This is a genomic window from Pseudomonas fluorescens group sp. PF-1, assembly GCF_054481335.1.
This window is the reverse complement of the sequence record NZ_JBTMNG010000001.1, coordinates 2283840-2299917: the sequence shown is the minus strand read 5'-3', so window position 1 is coordinate 2299917 and position 16078 is coordinate 2283840. Positions and strand designations below refer to the sequence as shown.

Here is a 16078-nt window from a genome sequence, read left to right as displayed (position 1 = left end):
CGCCGCAATGGAGTGTCGACCCTCCATCGTCTGCACCGCACTCAACCGTTCGAGCACCCAGCGCCCATCACTTGATACTGCAGCACGTGGCGTTGACCGCTGGAGTCTTCGTAGGTCATTTGCGCCGGTACCGGGCCACAGTCATTCGGGATATCGGTCACGGCAATGACCTTGTGAATGTCGAGTGGCGTTGAGTAGGTGTAGGGTTCAACAGGTGTGGCCGTTGCCGGGGCTTGATCCGCAAAGGCCGGCGCGCCGAGGCTGCCAAGGGCCATAAAAATCGCAACTTTTGCCAAGTTCATGATGTTCACCGTCTCGTTCAAGGTATGTTTGTATGGACCTCGCGAACCAAGGGCCATCTACGCCCTTGGTTCACCGGGTAGAGACGATGCTAAGTGTTTACCGCTCCCCTAAATAGCTGCCTTGCGGACATACACTGTTGTCAGATTGCGCATAATGCGCCGCCGCACAGAGGTAGAGTCCGGCACTCAACCACCCGCATTCCGCTCAACCTTCGAGCGGCGCCACCACGGGTAACCAGACGCACACTTCAAAACCATCCGACCGGCCCGTCGCAGGCGAGACCAGCACCATTCTTGCGTTGACCCCTTCGACAATGGTCCTGGCAATCGCCAGCCCCAACCCTGAACCGCTGGCCTCGCTGTTGCCCCGCACGAATCGCTCGGTCAAGCGCTGCAACACCGGTTCCGGCACGGCCGGGCCACCATTGATCACCCGCAGCAGCGCCGACTCGGACAAACTCACTTCGACCGGCTGATCGGCAGCGCCGTACTTCAGTGCATTCTCGATCAAATTGCGCAACAGGACGCCGAAGGCATCCGGGTCGATGGCGGCATACACGCTGGCCTGTGCTGGAAGCCGCAACTCGACCCGGCCTCCGCTGCTGTGGTTCCACTCGTCGACCACATGGGCCAGCAGCGGAATCAGATCCTGCGGCGTCTCAGACAACAGCCCGCCGCCCTCGGCCTTGGCCAGCTGCATGAGTTTTTCCGACAGCCGCGCCAACTCGCGCAACGAGTTTTCGATCTTCGCCGCCCGCGCCCGCAGGGGGCCTTCTGGCGCTTCGTGGCGCAAGCGCTGGATCTGCGCGAGCGTCGCCGCCAGTGGCGTGCGCAGTTCATGGGCACTGTTGGCGGTAAAGCTGCGCTCGGCCTCCAGGGCCTTGCGAAAACGCTCCAGCAAATGATTGACCGCTTCGGCCAGCGGATCGATTTCCGCCGGCAGGCGCGCCACCTTGATCGGCGACAAATCGCCGACACCCCGAGCCTCCACGGCCCGCCGATAAGCCATCACACTGCGCAGGCTGATGCGCACAAACAACCAGATGCCCAAGAGGCTGATGGGGATCAGTGCCAATAACGGCAGCAACAGGGCAAACAAGGCTTCCCGTGCCGCTTCACGACGATGGCCCAGGGGCTCGGCGATCTCGATATACACCGTCTCGCGCAACGCACTGGCCCCGTACAAACGGTATTTTTCGGTCGTCGTGAAACCTTCCGCCGGTTGCTTGCTGAAGATGTCCGGGTTGGCGTCGTGGGACTGCATCAGGATCTGCCCCTTGCCATCACGGACCAGGTACGTCAGGTATTCCTTGTGGGTTTTCAGCGGGGCGACATGCTGTGCATCGCGGGGCTCTTCACGGTTGCTGATTTCCAGCACGGCCAACGGCAGGATGCGCTGCGCGGTTTCTTCCAGCGCGCTGTCGAACGCCTCGTTCAACTCATGCTGCACCACCAGCCAGGTGCCCACCGTCGCCCCCAGCCAGAGCAGGGTCATGCCCAGTGTCAGGCCGATGCCCAGGCGCTTCTGCAGGCTTGAAGACTTCATGCGGACATCAGCCGATAACCCATGCCGCGCACGGTTTCAATCAGGTCACGCCCAAGTTTCTTGCGCAGCCGGCTGATATAGACCTCGATGGTATTGCTCTCGATTTCAGCGCCAAAGGCATAGAGCCGCTCTTCGAGTTGCGACTTGGACAACAACGCGCTGGGCCGCTGGACGAAGGCCTCGAACAACGCCCATTCCCGCGCCGTCAGGTCCACGGTCACGCCTGCTCGCTGCACCGTGCGCGCACTGATGTCGACCTGCAGCTCGCCCAGTTTGATTTGCGGGTTGGGGTTGCCGCTGTAGCGCCGGGCCACCGCCGCCACGCGGGCGGACAGTTCGAACAGGTCGAACGGCTTGACCAGATAGTCATCGGCGCCGGCATTGAGGCCGGCGATGCGGTCGGAGATCTGATCCTGGGCGGTCAGGATGATCACGGGAGTCACATCCCCGGCCGCGCGCTGCTGGCGCAAAAAATCCAGCCCACGGCCGTCGGGCAGCATCAGGTCCAGCAGGATCAAGTCATAAGGCGTGGTGCGCACACTGTTGCGCGCGTGCTCAAGGCGCTGCACCCAATCCACGGCATGGCCATCGTCGGCGATCTGCTCACGCACCGCATCCCCCAGCCCCTGTGCATCCTCGACCAATAAAACCCGCATCTGGCACCTCCTGTGATGGTTGACGTATTGCACCTTAATCGCCGCACCTGACGCGAATCTGAAGATTCAGCTGGTTGTCAGGATTGTGCTTTAGGGTATGCCACAGACGCCGCCAACGGCAGGAGACAGATCATGAAATCAGGTTTTATTGCCAGTGCCGTGCTGCTGAGTCTTTCGCTCAGTGGTTATGCGGTGGCCGACGAAGACTGCAGCGACCCGGTCGCCGACTGGCAGCCGCGCGAAACGTTGCGCCAGCAGGTTCAGCAGCAATATGGCTGGAGCGTGCAGCGCATCAAGGTCGACGACGGCTGTTACGAAATCCGGGGCCTGGATCGCAAGGGCAACGCGATCGAAGCCAGTTACTCACCGGCCTCCCTGCACCTGCGCAAGCTGGAGATCCGCTTCAAGGACGATGGCGATGCCGGGGATTACCTCACTCGCCCCATGACCGAATGACGACCGGCCGAGCATTTATTCCCGGGTTTCAGGTTGCTGTCAGCAAGCAGGTTCAGGCTCTCGACCAGACGATCAAAAGGACATTCCCATGAAAAAGATCATTGCAGCTACATGCCTCGCCGGCGCCATTGCCCTGCCGGGCCTCGCTCAGGCACGGGAAGTCACACTGACGACTCAACTCAAGGACTACAGCGGTAATGGCGCCTACCTGGCGATTTATGTCACCGACGGCAATGGCCAGTACCAGAAAACCCTCTGGGTCGCCGGCAAAAAGGCCAAGTACTACAAGCACTTGGGTGATTGGGCCCGCGGTAGCGGGATGAACCCGAGCGAGTTTGACGGCGTCAGCGGTGCCAGCGTCGGCAGCGGACGCACGCTCAAAGTCAGCGTTGAACTGGCGGATACCTTGATCGATGCCGGTTACCAGATCCGAATTGACAGTGCCGTCGAAGACAAACGTGACGTTCGCGCCGATGTCAGTGTCCCGCTGACCTCCAAAGGCGCCGGCAAGCCGGCAGCCGGCAGCACCTACGTCGAGTCCTTTACCTACGATCTGTAGCACCTGCCCGATCCGGAGGCTGAACATGCTTCGCCAGCTCCATTCGCTACCCGGCCTGATCGCCGCCCTGTTGGTCATGATTCTGGCCTTGAGCGGCGCCATGCTGTCGGTCGACCCGGCCCTGGAACGCCTGCATCAGGCGCCGGTCGCCAGCGGCCAACTCAACGTCGGCCAACTGGCCGGACGCGTTGCCAGCCACTTCTCCGGCGTGGAGCAGATTCAACGCAGCGCGTCCGGGACCGTGATCGTCTACTACAACCAGAACGGTCAGGCCGGTGCCGAAACGGTCGATCCCCTGACCGGCCAGGGCCTTGCGCCCTACCAGCCTTCCGCCTTTTCACGCTGGATGAAAGACCTGCACCGCTCGCTATTCCTCGGTACGCCGGGGCACGGCGTGGCCGGTGCGGGCGCATTATTCATGTTGATGCTGTCGGTGTCCGGGGCGCTGTTGCTGGCCCGACGCCTGGGCGGCTGGCGTAACCTGTTGCGGCCCATTCGTGGCAACTTCAGTCAGCGCTGGCATGCCGAAGTCGGGCGTCTGGTGCTCGTGGGCCTGATGCTCTCGGCGCTGAGCGGGACGTTTCTGTGCGCCACCACCTTCGAATTGATTCCGGATGGCAGCGCCATTGAACCGGCGTTCCCCGCCCATGTCAGCGCCGGGCCGGCCATGCCGGTGGCCAACCTGCCGGCCTTGCGCAACGTCGACTTCAATGACCTGCGCGAACTCGTCTACCCCAGCCCTGGCAACCCGCAGGATGTGTATTCCCTGCGTACGGCCCAGGGCGACGGTTATGTCGATCAAGGCAACGGCGCTCTGCTGTCCTATCAAGCCCATGACTCGACGCGTGCGCTCTACGAATTGATTTACCAATTGCACACCGGGCAGGGTCTCTGGTGGCTGGGCCTGTTACTCGGGGTTTGCGCCCTGAGCGTGCCTTTAATGAGCGTTACCGGGATTCTATTGTGGTGGCGCCGCCGCAAGGCCGGCCCGAACATCCGCCACAACAGCCCCGCCCATTCGGCCGACAGCGTGATTCTGGTCGGCAGCGAAAGCAACAGCACTTGGGGCTTTGCCAAGACCCTGCACGACACCTTGCACGCCGCCGGACACAGAGTGCACAGCGCACCGCTGAACAGTTATGCGAACAACCTGGAGCATGCCCGACAAGTGTTCATCCTGACCGCCACCCACGGCGACGGCGACGCACCGTCTTCGGCCTCGCAGTTCTTGGCGCGCCTGGCCAAGAACGGCCTCAAGCCTGGCCAGCCGTTTGCGGTACTGGGTTTCGGTGATCGCCAATTTGCCCGGTTCTGTCAGTTCGCTCATCAGGTTGAAGCGGCGATGCTGCAGGCCGGCGGCACACCGTTGCTGGCGCTGGAGACCATCAACCGTCAGTCCTCCCAGGAGTTCAGCCGTTGGGGCCAGAAACTGGGGGCTGCCATGGGCCAGGAGCTGTCGCTCAACCACATCCCCGACCGGCCGCGCACCCATCAATTGCAACTGGTGGAACGCATCGCCTACGGGCAACAGGTCAACGCACCGACCCACGTCCTGCGCTTCAAGGCCGTGGGCGACCTGCCGTGCTTCGAGGCCGGCGACCTGGTGGGCATCGTGCCGCCGGGCAGTGCCGAGCCACGGTTCTATTCCCTGGCCAGCAACTCGGACGACGGCACACTGGAAATCTGCGTACGCAAACATGAAGGCGGTGTGTGTTCCGGCTTCCTCCATGAGCTGCCCGAAGGCGCACCGATCCAGGCCTTCATCCAGCCCAATCCGCATTTCCGGCCAGCCTCGGGCAAACAACCGGTGATCCTGATCGGTGCCGGCACCGGTATCGGGCCATTGGCCGGTTTTATCCGCAACAACAAGGCCCGCCATCCGATGCATCTGTACTGGGGTGGACGCCACCCGGCCTCGGACTTTCTCTACGAGCCCGAGCTCAACCGCTACCTGGCGGACCAACGTCTGACCCGGTTGCAGGCAGCGTTCTCCCAGGTGCAGGATCGCAGCTACGTGCAAGACCGGCTGATCAGCGATGCGCTGGCCTTGCGTCGCCTGATTGAAAAAGGCGCCCAGGTATTGGTGTGTGGCAGTCGCGAGATGGCCAAAGGCGTGATGCACGCCCTCGATGAAGTATTGGCCCCCCTCAACCTGAGCGTGCTGACGCTCAAGGCACAAGGACGCTACCTTGAAGATGTCTACTGAGCTGCAACGCTACAGCCTCAACGGCGAGACCATGGGCAGCCGCTACACCGCCCTGTTCTATGCCGAGCCGGATTTGTCGACCGAGGCCATCCATCACAGCCTGGCGCGTGCCGTCAGCCGGGTGGACCAGCAAATGTCCACCTGGAAGCCGGACTCCGACCTCAATCGCCTCAATGCCGCGCCCGAACAGCAATGGGTCGCCGTCCCCAAGGAGCTAATCACGGTGCTGTCCACGGCACTGCGAATTGCCCGGCAATCGGGAGGAGCCTTCGATATCGCCGTCGGTGATCTGGTGCACGCCTGGGGATTCGGTCCCGGTGAACCGATCGTCACGCAACAGCCCCTCGAAACGCCGGAGCCGCGTACCCGCACCTCGGCCAGTGCCGCGCTGGAGGTGGACCCGCAACGCAATCAAGTGCGCAAACGCGCACCGCTGACCCTTGATCTGAACGGCATCGCCAAAGGCTTCGGCGTCGATGAGCTGGCCCGTTGCCTGGAGGGCTGGGGTATCACGAACTACCTGGTGGGCATCGATGGCGAGATGCGCGCCCGGGGCGTCAAACCCGGTGGCCAGCCATGGGTCGTGGCGCTTGAAAAACCCAACCGTGGCGTGCGCGAAGTGATGGGGGTGATGGAGCTTGGCGACGCGGCCATCGCCACCTCGGGCGACTATCGGCACTGGGTCGATGTGGCAGGTCAGTCTTATGCGCATACCATGAATCCAGCAACCGGAGCCCCGCTGAGCAACCCGCTCGCCGCCGTCACCGTGATCGCCACCAACTGCATGCTTGCCGATGCCTGGGCCACGGCGCTGATGGTGCTGGGTGAAATCGAAGGCCCGCGACTCGCTCAAGAACGCGGGATGGATGCCTTGTTCGTGTTGCGCGACGGTGAGCAGTTCAAGGAAATATCGATTGTCGGCGGCAAACGGCAGGCGCAGATTGAAACGCGCTGAAGCGGCCATTTGCAGCCCTGCCCCCTGTATTGATCCATCTCCTGACAGTGAGTCCCCCCAACGATGAAATTCATGCACCGGCATACCGAGTCTCACCGAAGTGATCGAATTGGCTGGCTGCGCGCCGCCGTGCTGGGGGCCAACGACGGGATTGTCTCCACCGCCAGCCTGCTGATCGGCGTCGCGGCCGCCAGCGCCAGCCATTCCACCCTGCTGGTGACCGGGATGGCGGGATTGATGGCCGGTGCCATGTCCATGGCTGCCGGTGAATACATCTCCGTGCACTCCCAGGCCGACACCGAACAGGCAGACCTGTCGCGCGAACGGGCAGAACTGGCCAGCGACCCGAAAGCCGAGCACATCGAACTTGCCAATATCTACATGCATCGGGGCGTTTCACCGGAATTGGCCCATCAAGTCGCCGACCAATTGATGGCCCATGACGCGCTGGGCTCTCACGCCCGAGACGAACTGGGCATCAGCGAGACCCTGACCGCCAAACCCGTGCAGGCAGCCCTGGCCTCGGCCGCCAGCTTCGTCTCGGGTGCCGCCTTGCCGCTGGCCGTGACCTTTGTCGCGCCGGAGCACAGCGTGGGCTTATGGATAGCGCTCATGTCGCTGGTGTTTCTCGCCGCGCTGGGGGCCATTGCCGCCAGGGCGGGCGGTGCCAGGGTCATGATCGGCGCCTGGCGAGTGACCTTTTGGGGCGCTCTGGCCATGGGGGTGACCGCACTGGTGGGGCGTTTGTTCGGCGCGGTGGTCTAGCTCGCCATACGCGCATCAAACAACGGCGCCCCCTCAGCCAAAGGGGGCGCCGTTGTTAGTGGGGCTCTTATTCACCTCAGACAAGCTTGACCGTGACATTGATGTTATTGCGCGTGGCTTTTGAATACGGGCAGTACTTGTGCCCGGTGTCCACGAGTTTCTGCGCGGTCTCGCGATCCAGCCCCGGCAGGCTGACATTCAGCCGCGCCTGAAGCAGGTAGCCACCTTCATTGGTGCCCAGGTCGACTTCGGTATCGACGGCCACATCCTTGGGCAGTACAACTTTCAGCTCCTTGGCCGCCACGCCCATCGCACCAATGAAACAGGCTGACCAGCCGGCGGCAAACAATTGCTCGGGGTTGGTGCCACCGCCCGCCGCGCCCGGAGACGACAGCTTGATATCCAGAATGCCGTCGGAGCTGCGGGAGGCGCCGTCGCGGCCACCGATCGTGTGGGTTTTGGCGGTGTATAGAACTTTGTCGAGCCGGGTCATGATGATCTCCTGATTTGAATGTCGTTGATGTACGTTCAGATGAATCAGAAAACGGCCGTGAGGCCTGATGCCAGGCGTTCAATATAGACGTCAATGGAAAACCGGGCGCCCGATCCGACAGAAGCCACCTCCCCCGTCATTTACGCGCCAGCTTGTACTTCACGCAGTCGTTGTAAAAACTCTGGCGCACCGCCTCGGGTTTGAACCGGGTAGGACTGTCGTAGGTTTGCTCGGTAATGCCCATGGCCATCATGCGCATCCATGACTTGGAAAACTTGTACGAGTGGATTTTCTGCCGCGCCGCATACAGTGAAACCCCCGCCAACTTGAGCTCCTGGGCTCTTGCCGCCGTCCCCGCCCCCCAACTGCACATGTAGCGATCATTGGGCATCAATTCCCTGGCCTGGGCAGACATTGCAAGACCTGCAACGCCGAACGAAATCAGCGCGATCCGAATATTGCGCATTTACACTCCACCTAACCGCCTGAAAATCCGGCGATTCTGGCGACAGGCGAAGCACTTGGGGGCCAGCATAATGCCTTTTCTGCGATGCACCGCGCTGGCACCCTATGGGCAAATCCGACCCCGTCGCTCTATGATTGAGCCCCATGACGACCTCTGCTCCAATCCGCCAACCCTGCCCACCCGGTGTCTGTGACTGCGGGCGCGACCCGTTGCTGGAAACACCGGGAGCGGACGTGCGCATCCTGTTTCTGACCCGAGCCGAAGAAAAACGCCTGATCGACCGCCTGGAAAACCTGCAGAGCCTGACCGACCTGGAGCACGTGAAAAGGCGAATGTTCGAGCAACTGGGCATTCGCGTGGACATCGCCCCGGGTTTCAACGAGGTACGGACCATGCGCGGTATCGGCATCCAGGTGGGCGAACTGCCGGGACTGTGTCGCAAGACCCGCGCCTCGATCCCGGCGGCGATTCGTCGCGCCATGGAAAAACGCCCGCAAATCGCCTACGAGCTGCTCAACGCCAACGACCTGTTGCGGGACGCATGATGAACCCCGTTCTTAAATTTCCCATCACCGACGAAATACTCACCGACTTCGCGCTGGCAATCGGCACCGACCTGCAGGGCTATCGCAATCACGTCTATCGGGTGTTGAATTTCTATTGCGCGGTCAGCGGCATTCAAGGCCTGCCGTGCGACGCGGTGCAGATCGCGGCGGCGTTTCACGACCTGGGCCTCTGGACCGATAACACCCTCGATTACCTGCCGCCCTCGATTCGCCTCGCCAGTGAATACCTGGACACCACGCAACGTTCAGACCTGAAAGAACAGGTGAGTGCACTGATTCTCGAACACCACAAAGTGCGCCCCTATCGGGCAACGCATGCGACAACGGTCGAGCCTTTCCGCCAGGCCGACCTGATCGATGTATCCCTCGGCCGGGTCCGTTTCGGCCTGCCACGCGCGTTCATCAAGACCGTGCAATCGACCTTTCCCGATCACGGCTTTCACGGGATGCTGATCAAGCGCTCTGCCCGCCAATTCCTCCGTTCTCCGCTGCGTCCGCTGCCCATGTTTCGCTGGTGATACAGGCGTTCAGCCCTGCCCTTGAATAATCCCCGGAACAGGATCAGCGGTCGTACGCGCAACGCTGCCCGCTGCTATGCCTTCACATGGGAGATCTTGCTGCACACCAGCCAGGACGGAACTGCAAACCATCAGTGCGACCCCGGTTCCGGCGCCAACCAGGTCCACTCCGGCAAACCGGTGCCCATGCGCAACAGGAGGTGGCCGATGTTATTCATAGTCAGTTGGTCGATCAGCCCGGACAACCGCAATGCCGCAATCGAGCGCTTTCTCAAGACCGGCGGCGCTCCACCCGCAGGCGTCACCATGAAGGGACGCTGGCATGCGGTGGGCGGTTCGGCCGGTTTTGGCATTGCCGAAGCCAGTGACGTGGTGCCAATTCAGCAATGGGTGCTGGACTGGAACGACCTCATGAGCATGGAAGTCCACGCGGCATTGACCGATGAACAGATGGCGCCGCTGCTGGCCGCCACTGTCGGCAAATAGTAGCGCCATCCGGGCGGCGGGCCCTGCTCGCCGCCACGCCGGTGCGCGAGACAGAGAACTCAAATGAAAAAAATCTTCGTTTGCAATGCCCGGAGACCTGACGTACTCGATTTCAATTCGGTGTAAGCCTCCTGAAACAACCACTTTTTATTACTGGATATTTCGCAATTCATACCTACGCTCATCCGCGGGGGATCCCATTTCAGAGTGGTCGGGGGACCGCTCAAAGGTACTCAAACCAGTACACAGGATCTCGACATGAACCGGACACCATTTTCCTCGTTGTTTGCTCTGCCGATACTGCTGACTGCTATGGCTCTACCCGTCATGGCACAAGCCGCCGATAAATCGGCGCCCAACATTGTGGTCATCATGGGTGACGATATTGGCTGGTCCAATATCGGTGTCTATAACCAGGGCATGATGGCCGGGCGCACACCTAACCTCGACCAACTCGCCAATGAGGGTATGCGTTTTACCGACTACTACGCCGAAGCCAGTTGTACGGCCGGGCGCGCCAACTTCATCACCGGCGAACTGCCAATCCGCACCGGCATGACCACCGTGGGCCAGGCCGGATCGCCCATCGGCATTCCCGCTGAAGCCGTGACCATCGCCACCACGCTCAAGGCCATGGGTTATTCCACCGGCCAGTTTGGCAAGAACCACCTGGGCGACTTGAACGAGTTCCTGCCCACCGTGCACGGTTTTGACGAGTTCTTCGGCTACCTCTACCACCTCGACGCCATGGAAGACCCGGCGCACCCCAACTATCCGCAGGAACTACTCGCCACAGTGGGCCCACGCAACATGGTCCACAGCTGGGCCACCACCACCGACGATACGACCGTCATGCCGCGCTGGGGCAAGGTCGGCAAACAGAAAATCGAAGACGCCGGCACGCTTTATCCGGAACGCATGAAAACCATCGACGAGGAGATTCGCGACAAGGCCTTTTCCTTCATCGACAAGGCAAAACAGGACAACAAACCGTTCTTCGTCTGGCTCAACCCGACCCGCATGCACATCGTCACGCACCTGTCCGACAAATACGAAGCCATGCGTAACGCGCAAAACGGCTGGTCAGAACAGGAGGCTGGCATGGCGCAGCTCGACGACATCGTCGGCGACGTCATGGCCAAGCTGAAAAAAGACGGCATGGATGACAACACCATCGTGATTTTCACCACGGACAACGGCGCGGAAAACTTCACCTGGCCGGATGGCGGCACGACCCCGTTTGCGATGGGCAAGGGTACCGTCATGGAAGGCGGGTTCCGGGTGCCGGCCATCATTCGCTGGCCGGGCAAAGTGCCGGCCAATCAGATTGCCAACGGCATCATGTCGGGGATGGACTGGTTCCCGACCCTGGTCGCGGCGGCAGGCAACCCGAACATCACGGCTGAACTGCTCAAGGGCAAACAACTGGGCAATACCACCTACAAAGTGCACCTGGACGGCTACGATCAGACACCAATGATCACCGGCAAGGGTCCGTCGAACCGTCACGAAATCTTCTATTTCGGCGAAAGTTCGCTGGGCGCGGTGCGCATTGATGACTACAAATATCGCTTCATCGACCAGCCAGGTGGCTGGATGGGCGCTAAAGTTCCAGTCGATGTACCGTTCCTGACCAACCTGCGACTCGACCCGTTCGAGCGCATGGGTTGGCCGGAAAACCAGTCGGCACAGGGCTCGCAACAGTACTTCGACTGGTTCAAGTTCCAGTTCTGGCGTTTCGTGTTCGTGCAACAACAGGTGGCCAAACTAGCTGAAACCGCAATCGAGTTCCCGCCGATGCAAAAAGGCGCGAGCTTCAACCTCGATTCGGTCAAGGCCAAGATCGCAGCCGCTCGGGCGGAGATGGCCAAGTAACGAGTGAACTCACGGGTGGCCGAGGCTGGTCACCCGCGTCTTCGACGGATGTTTATCGACGCAATAAGGAATCCGTATGCAGATAAAGACCTCCGCCCTGCCTGCCGCCACTCTGCTCGCCCTGTGCTGCCAGCAAGCCTGGGCCGGCGGCATCATGCTCTACGAAATCGGCACCGATAACACCGGCCTGGCCAATGCCGGCGCCGCCGCCAGGGCCCAGGGCCCCTCGACGATTGCCAGCAACCCGGCGGGCATGAGCTACCTGCCTGGCACGCAAATCACCGCCGGCCTGCAGGTGCTCTATGGCGACCTGAGCTTCGATCGCGATTCCAACACCAATGTCCCGGGCAGCGGCAGCGGCAATGCCCTCGACCCAATCCCCGGCGGCAGCTTTTTCGTCACCCATCAACTCGATGATCACTGGAGCGTCGGCTTCGGTCAGTACGGCGACTTCGGGCTGGCGGAAAATTACGACAACAACTGGTCCGGGCGCTACTTCGCGCAAAACGCCAGCGTGCTCGGTGTGTCGATGGTGCCGAGCGTGGCCTACCGCTTCAACGACCAATGGTCAGTCGGCATCGGCGTGAAAGCCATGTACGGCATGCTCAAAGCCGACACCGCCATCGACCGCTCGCCCTTCGGCCTGACCGACCGCAGCGACGGCCAGTTCAAGTACAGAGACAACGATTGGGGCTTTGGCGCCAACGTCGGGGTGATCTACGCCCCGCAACCCGGCACCCGTCTGGGCCTGACCTACACCAGCAAGGTTGATCTGAATTTCGAAGACAAGCTGGACGTCAAGGGCGACGGTCCGTTACTGCGACGGCTGGATAACGCCAATACCCAACTCGACATGACGGTGCCACAAACCGTCACCCTGAGCCTGTTCCAGCAACTGGACCGGCAGTGGGCCTTGCTGGCCTCGGTCAACTGGCAGGACTGGTCGGAGTTCGGCCAGGTCGGGGTACAGGTCGACACTACGGCGAACAACGCGCAATCAACCACGATCGACGCCAACTACAAGGACACCTGGCACCTCTCCCTCGGCGCGCAGTACCAGGCCACCCAACAGCTGTTGTGGAACGTCGGCGTGGCGTACGACAGCAGTGCCGTTTCGGACAGCAATCGCACGGTCACCGTGCCGATGGCCGAATCCTGGCGCATTGCGACAGGAGCCACCTATGCTCTTAACAAGGACACCGACGTTAACGTGAGTTGGGCGATGGTCTGGCTGGGTGACATGCCGGTGGATCAGAGCAAAACCCTGTCAGGCGATCGAATTTCCGGTCAATTCGACAATGCCTGGATTCAAGCGGTGACCGGAAACATGACCTGGCGTTTCTGATTTCTGCTGACGAAGAAAAACGACTTTATCCAAGGAGCACACAGCATTATGAACCTGTCCCGAAACTTGCTTATCGGCGCCGCACTGACCGGCCTGCTACTCAGCGGTTGCACCTCGAAAGTCACCGAGAAAACACAGTACTCCGGTTACCTGTCCAGTTACGACAACTTGCAAGAAGTACAAACGCCCAGCGGTGGTACGGCGATGCGTTGGGTGAGCCCGTCGTGGAACCCCAATGCCTACGACACGGTAGCGTTCAACAAGCTGGAGCTTTATCCGACGCCCAAGCCCAACGAGCGGGTGAACCAGCAGACGCTCAACGATATCCAGAACTACATGACCAACACGGCCAAGAGCACGCTGGGGCAGAAATACCGCGTGGTCACCACGCCGGCCTCCGCACCCAAGGGCTCGAAACTGTTGATCATGCGCGCGGCGATCACCGGGGTGACCGCTGAAAACGAAGGCATGAAGTGGTATGAAATCGTTCCGGTTGCCGCCGTCGTCGGTGGTGTCAGCGCCGCGACCGGCCATCGGGACCAGGACACCACCCTGTTTATTGAAGCCGAGTTCATCGACGCGAAAAGCAACCAGACCGTGGGCCGGGTTGTGCGCAAAGTGTTCGGCAGCACCCTGGAAAATGATAGCCAGAAGATCACCTCCAAGGATTTCAAAGCGGCCATCGACAAGCTGGGTGCCGACTTCCAGGCCTTCATCAACAAACCTCAAGCGTACTGATTACTGCTTCATGCCGACCCGCCGACGCATGTCGGCGGTGATCGACTGCCGGGTTTTCTTCAGATCCGCCCAAGGCTCATTGCCGACCTCCGCCAGGCGTTCATGCAGGTTATGAATGTTCCACTGGTTGCCGCCCTTGAGCGACTCGGCCTCTTCACGAAAGATCGGCACCGACACCGGCAAGCCTTCGCGGGTACGCGCGGCATAGGCGCAGATGGTGGTCGCGCCCAGACCATTGCGCAGGTAATCGATGAAAATCCGCCCGACCCGATTCTTCGGCCCCGACACGGCGGAAAAGCGCTCCGGCAGCAGTTTGGCCATGTGGCTGACAATCGCGTGGCTGAAGTCCTTGACCTCATCCCAGCCCAACTTGCGGGTCAGTGGCACCACCAGGTGAATGCCCTTGCCTCCGCTGGTCTTGAGAAACGCCTTGAGCCCCAGTTCATCGAGCACCGAAAGGGTCAACTGGGTCGCCTCGACCATGCGCTTCCATGGCAATGCCGGATCCGGGTCGAGGTCGAGGACGAAGCGGTCGGGCTTGTCGAGATTGTCTGATGTGGCGTTCCAGGTGTGCAGTTCCACGGTACTCATCTGCACCGCGCCAATCAGAGCTTCGGCGCTGTTGATGACCATCATCGGCTGGCCGGTGAGTTTCTGGTCCAGGGTAGTGATGCCGGGAATGGCCAGGTGCTCGGCGTTTTTCTGGAAGAACAATTCGCCGGCAATCCCGTCCGGCGCCCGCACCAGTGCCACCGGGCGGTCCTTGAGCTCGGGCAAAATCCACTCGGCAACGGTGGCGTAATATTGCGCCAGTTGCATCTTGGTGGTGCCACTGCTGGCATCGATGATCCGGTCCGGGTGAGTGATACGGACCTTGCCCTTGTCCAGGCCGATGTCTGAGGGCGCGGGGTCGGCGTTCTTTGGCGCGACGGTGGATTTGGCAGTGCTGCTTGTTTTTCCAGGGGCAGTTTTCACGGTCGTCGCACGCTCCTCGGTGATGTCTTTGGCGGGCTTGTCGTCACGCAGGCCATGGAACACGGCATGGCGCACCGAGCCGTCCTTGGTGATTTCGGCAAAGGCCACTTCCGCCAGCAGCCGCGGTTTGAGCCAGTGCACCGTCTTGAACTCGGCACCTTCGGGTGGATTGACCACCGCCGGTTTTTTCGTCTGCAAGGGTTTGAGCTGGTCGTGGACGCTGGCCAGGGTCGCCTCGGTGAACCCGGTGCCGACCTTGCCGGCGTAGCGCAGCTCACCGCTGGCACGGTCATGCAAGCCCAGCAGCAATGCGCCAAATGCACTGCGCGAACCCTTGGGATCAGTAAAGCCGACGATGACGAACTCCTGCCGATGCTTGCACTTGAGCTTGATCCAGTCGCTGCTGCGCCGGGACACGTAAGGCGACCCCAGCCGCTTGCCGATCAAACCTTCCATGCGCATCTGACAGGCGCTGTTGAGCAACGCCTGCGGTTCTTCTTCAAAGCCGTCGGAGAAACGCAGCAAGGGGTGATCACCGGCCTTGAGCACTGTCGCCAGCGCAGCCCGGCGTTCTTCCACTGGCACTTCGCGCAGGTCCACGCCGTTGAGGTACGGCAGGTCGAACAGGTAGTAGACGATGTGGCCGCTGCGACCGGCCTCGAAGGCATTTTGCAGGGCCTGGAAGTCTGGTACGCCCTCCTCGTCCACGACCACCATCTCGCCGTCGAGCCAGGCCGATTCCAGGTGCAGGGCGGCCAATGCCTCGGCCTGTCCGGGCAGCTTGTGGGTCCAGTCGTGGCCGTTGCGCGTGAAGAGTTTGACCTCGTCGTGGTCGATGCGGGCCATGATCCGGTAACCGTCGAACTTGACCTCATAACGCCACTGGCCATCCGGGGCCTTCTCCACCAGCGTCGCCAGTTCCGGCTTGATCAACTCCGGCAATCTGGCTTTGCGCGCGCCGGTCAGTGGCCCGGGGTTTTCCTTGCGTGCCGGGGTGGCCGGTTTCTTGATCGCGTTGGCCTTGGCGTTTTTTCCGCCCGAACGGTTGACCGCGACTGGCTCCGACGTTGCCGATATATCGCACCTGCGGTTGTCGTCATCCAGGTCCTTGTTCATGGCTCACCTGCTGCTCGCTACAGGACGCGATTGCTCGTCCCTCCCTCAGCAGAGC

General features: G+C 61.3%; 17 protein-coding genes. 11 read left to right on the top strand and 6 right to left on the bottom strand.

Features of this window, described 5'->3' with window-relative positions:
- Window positions 1–41 precede the first annotated feature (41 nt).
- The 3 genes from ACX3YD_RS10995 to ACX3YD_RS10985 all read right to left on the bottom strand — a co-directional run bounded on the left by ACX3YD_RS10995 (window position 42) and on the right by ACX3YD_RS10985 (window position 2504).
- Window positions 42–302: a DUF2790 domain-containing protein gene (locus ACX3YD_RS10995; protein WP_103405478.1), complete on the bottom strand. Its 261-nt coding sequence runs from the start codon at window positions 300–302 to the stop codon at window positions 42–44.
- A 205-nt stretch (window positions 303–507) separates the two neighbouring features.
- Window positions 508–1848, bottom strand: coding sequence for an ATP-binding protein (locus ACX3YD_RS10990; RefSeq protein ID WP_103405413.1), 1341 nt, complete (start codon window positions 1846–1848; stop codon window positions 508–510).
- The gene (locus ACX3YD_RS10985; RefSeq protein ID WP_103405414.1) at window positions 1845–2504 is read right to left on the bottom strand and encodes a response regulator transcription factor; all 660 of its coding nucleotides are present in this window, start codon (window positions 2502–2504) and stop codon (window positions 1845–1847) included. Before ACX3YD_RS10985 ends, ACX3YD_RS10990 begins: the two co-directional genes overlap by 4 nt.
- Window positions 2505–2636: 132 nt before the next feature.
- Between ACX3YD_RS10985 and ACX3YD_RS10980 the strand changes: the two genes are divergently transcribed.
- The 5 genes from ACX3YD_RS10980 to ACX3YD_RS10960 all read left to right on the top strand — a co-directional run bounded on the left by ACX3YD_RS10980 (window position 2637) and on the right by ACX3YD_RS10960 (window position 7445).
- Complete coding sequence (locus ACX3YD_RS10980) at window positions 2637–2960, top strand: PepSY domain-containing protein (RefSeq protein WP_458959931.1); 324 nt, start codon at window positions 2637–2639, stop codon at window positions 2958–2960.
- 88 nt (window positions 2961–3048) lie between these two features.
- Entirely contained in the window at window positions 3049–3519 is a 471-nt protein-coding gene (locus tag ACX3YD_RS10975; protein WP_047530486.1) for a DUF2271 domain-containing protein, read from the top strand.
- A 25-nt stretch (window positions 3520–3544) separates the two neighbouring features.
- On the top strand, window positions 3545–5725 hold the full coding sequence (locus tag ACX3YD_RS10970; RefSeq protein ID WP_103405417.1) for a PepSY domain-containing protein: 2181 nt from the start codon (window positions 3545–3547) through the stop codon (window positions 5723–5725).
- Window positions 5715–6680: an FAD:protein FMN transferase gene (locus tag ACX3YD_RS10965; protein ID WP_458960406.1), complete on the top strand. Its 966-nt coding sequence runs from the start codon at window positions 5715–5717 to the stop codon at window positions 6678–6680. The genes ACX3YD_RS10970 and ACX3YD_RS10965 overlap by 11 nt, the downstream gene beginning before the upstream one ends.
- 63 nt (window positions 6681–6743) lie before the next feature.
- The gene (locus ACX3YD_RS10960) at window positions 6744–7445 is read left to right on the top strand and encodes a VIT1/CCC1 transporter family protein (protein ID WP_103405419.1); all 702 of its coding nucleotides are present in this window, start codon (window positions 6744–6746) and stop codon (window positions 7443–7445) included.
- Between the two features lie 76 nt (window positions 7446–7521).
- Here ACX3YD_RS10960 and ACX3YD_RS10955 read toward each other — a convergent pair whose 3' ends face one another.
- Both ACX3YD_RS10955 and ACX3YD_RS10950 read right to left on the bottom strand, forming a co-directional pair.
- Window positions 7522–7938 carry an organic hydroperoxide resistance protein gene (locus tag ACX3YD_RS10955; protein WP_103405420.1) on the bottom strand — a complete coding sequence of 139 codons (417 nt, stop codon included), beginning with the start codon at window positions 7936–7938 and terminating at the stop codon, window positions 7522–7524.
- 136 nt (window positions 7939–8074) lie between these two features.
- Window positions 8075–8404, bottom strand: a complete 330-nt coding sequence (locus ACX3YD_RS10950) for a hypothetical protein (RefSeq protein ID WP_103405421.1) — start codon at window positions 8402–8404, stop codon at window positions 8075–8077.
- A 143-nt stretch (window positions 8405–8547) separates the two neighbouring features.
- On the opposite strand from ACX3YD_RS10950, the gene ACX3YD_RS10945 reads away from it, so the two are divergent.
- From ACX3YD_RS10945 to ACX3YD_RS10920, 6 genes are all read left to right on the top strand, one after another.
- Window positions 8548–8949 carry a hypothetical protein gene (locus ACX3YD_RS10945; protein WP_103405422.1) on the top strand — a complete coding sequence of 134 codons (402 nt, stop codon included), beginning with the start codon at window positions 8548–8550 and terminating at the stop codon, window positions 8947–8949.
- Complete coding sequence (locus tag ACX3YD_RS10940; protein WP_103405423.1) at window positions 8949–9488, top strand: phosphohydrolase; 540 nt, start codon at window positions 8949–8951, stop codon at window positions 9486–9488. Before ACX3YD_RS10945 ends, ACX3YD_RS10940 begins: the two co-directional genes overlap by 1 nt.
- Window positions 9489–9695: 207 nt before the next feature.
- Entirely contained in the window at window positions 9696–9974 is a 279-nt protein-coding gene (locus tag ACX3YD_RS10935; protein ID WP_458959930.1) for a DUF3303 domain-containing protein, read from the top strand.
- Window positions 9975–10232: 258 nt separating this feature from the next.
- The gene (locus ACX3YD_RS10930; protein ID WP_458959929.1) at window positions 10233–11849 is read left to right on the top strand and encodes an arylsulfatase; all 1617 of its coding nucleotides are present in this window, start codon (window positions 10233–10235) and stop codon (window positions 11847–11849) included.
- A 76-nt stretch (window positions 11850–11925) separates the two neighbouring features.
- Complete coding sequence (locus ACX3YD_RS10925) at window positions 11926–13194, top strand: OmpP1/FadL family transporter (protein ID WP_103405426.1); 1269 nt, start codon at window positions 11926–11928, stop codon at window positions 13192–13194.
- 48 nt (window positions 13195–13242) lie between these two features.
- A complete protein-coding gene (locus ACX3YD_RS10920) occupies window positions 13243–13932 on the top strand; it encodes a DUF3313 family protein (protein ID WP_458959928.1) in 690 nt (229 codons plus the stop codon).
- On the opposite strand, the gene ligD is transcribed toward ACX3YD_RS10920, so the two are convergent.
- Window positions 13933–16023: a DNA ligase D gene (ligD, locus tag ACX3YD_RS10915; protein WP_458959927.1), complete on the bottom strand. Its 2091-nt coding sequence runs from the start codon at window positions 16021–16023 to the stop codon at window positions 13933–13935.
- Between the last annotated feature and the right edge of the window lie 55 nt (window positions 16024–16078).

Coding starts and splice junctions, on each gene's coding strand:
- ACX3YD_RS10995 (WP_103405478.1), bottom strand. CDS start 302: ATGAACTTGGCAAAAGTTGCGATTTTTATGGCCCTTGGCAGCCTCGGC.
- ACX3YD_RS10990 (WP_103405413.1), bottom strand. CDS start 1,848: ATGAAGTCTTCAAGCCTGCAGAAGCGCCTGGGCATCGGCCTGACACTG.
- ACX3YD_RS10985 (WP_103405414.1), bottom strand. CDS start 2,504: ATGCGGGTTTTATTGGTCGAGGATGCACAGGGGCTGGGGGATGCGGTG.
- ACX3YD_RS10980 (WP_458959931.1), top strand. CDS start 2,637: ATGAAATCAGGTTTTATTGCCAGTGCCGTGCTGCTGAGTCTTTCGCTC.
- ACX3YD_RS10975 (WP_047530486.1), top strand. CDS start 3,049: ATGAAAAAGATCATTGCAGCTACATGCCTCGCCGGCGCCATTGCCCTG.
- ACX3YD_RS10970 (WP_103405417.1), top strand. CDS start 3,545: ATGCTTCGCCAGCTCCATTCGCTACCCGGCCTGATCGCCGCCCTGTTG.
- ACX3YD_RS10965 (WP_458960406.1), top strand. CDS start 5,715: ATGTCTACTGAGCTGCAACGCTACAGCCTCAACGGCGAGACCATGGGC.
- ACX3YD_RS10960 (WP_103405419.1), top strand. CDS start 6,744: ATGAAATTCATGCACCGGCATACCGAGTCTCACCGAAGTGATCGAATT.
- ACX3YD_RS10955 (WP_103405420.1), bottom strand. CDS start 7,938: ATGACCCGGCTCGACAAAGTTCTATACACCGCCAAAACCCACACGATC.
- ACX3YD_RS10950 (WP_103405421.1), bottom strand. CDS start 8,404: ATGCGCAATATTCGGATCGCGCTGATTTCGTTCGGCGTTGCAGGTCTT.
- ACX3YD_RS10945 (WP_103405422.1), top strand. CDS start 8,548: ATGACGACCTCTGCTCCAATCCGCCAACCCTGCCCACCCGGTGTCTGT.
- ACX3YD_RS10940 (WP_103405423.1), top strand. CDS start 8,949: ATGAACCCCGTTCTTAAATTTCCCATCACCGACGAAATACTCACCGAC.
- ACX3YD_RS10935 (WP_458959930.1), top strand. CDS start 9,696: ATGTTATTCATAGTCAGTTGGTCGATCAGCCCGGACAACCGCAATGCC.
- ACX3YD_RS10930 (WP_458959929.1), top strand. CDS start 10,233: ATGAACCGGACACCATTTTCCTCGTTGTTTGCTCTGCCGATACTGCTG.
- ACX3YD_RS10925 (WP_103405426.1), top strand. CDS start 11,926: ATGCAGATAAAGACCTCCGCCCTGCCTGCCGCCACTCTGCTCGCCCTG.
- ACX3YD_RS10920 (WP_458959928.1), top strand. CDS start 13,243: ATGAACCTGTCCCGAAACTTGCTTATCGGCGCCGCACTGACCGGCCTG.
- ligD (WP_458959927.1), bottom strand. CDS start 16,023: ATGAACAAGGACCTGGATGACGACAACCGCAGGTGCGATATATCGGCA.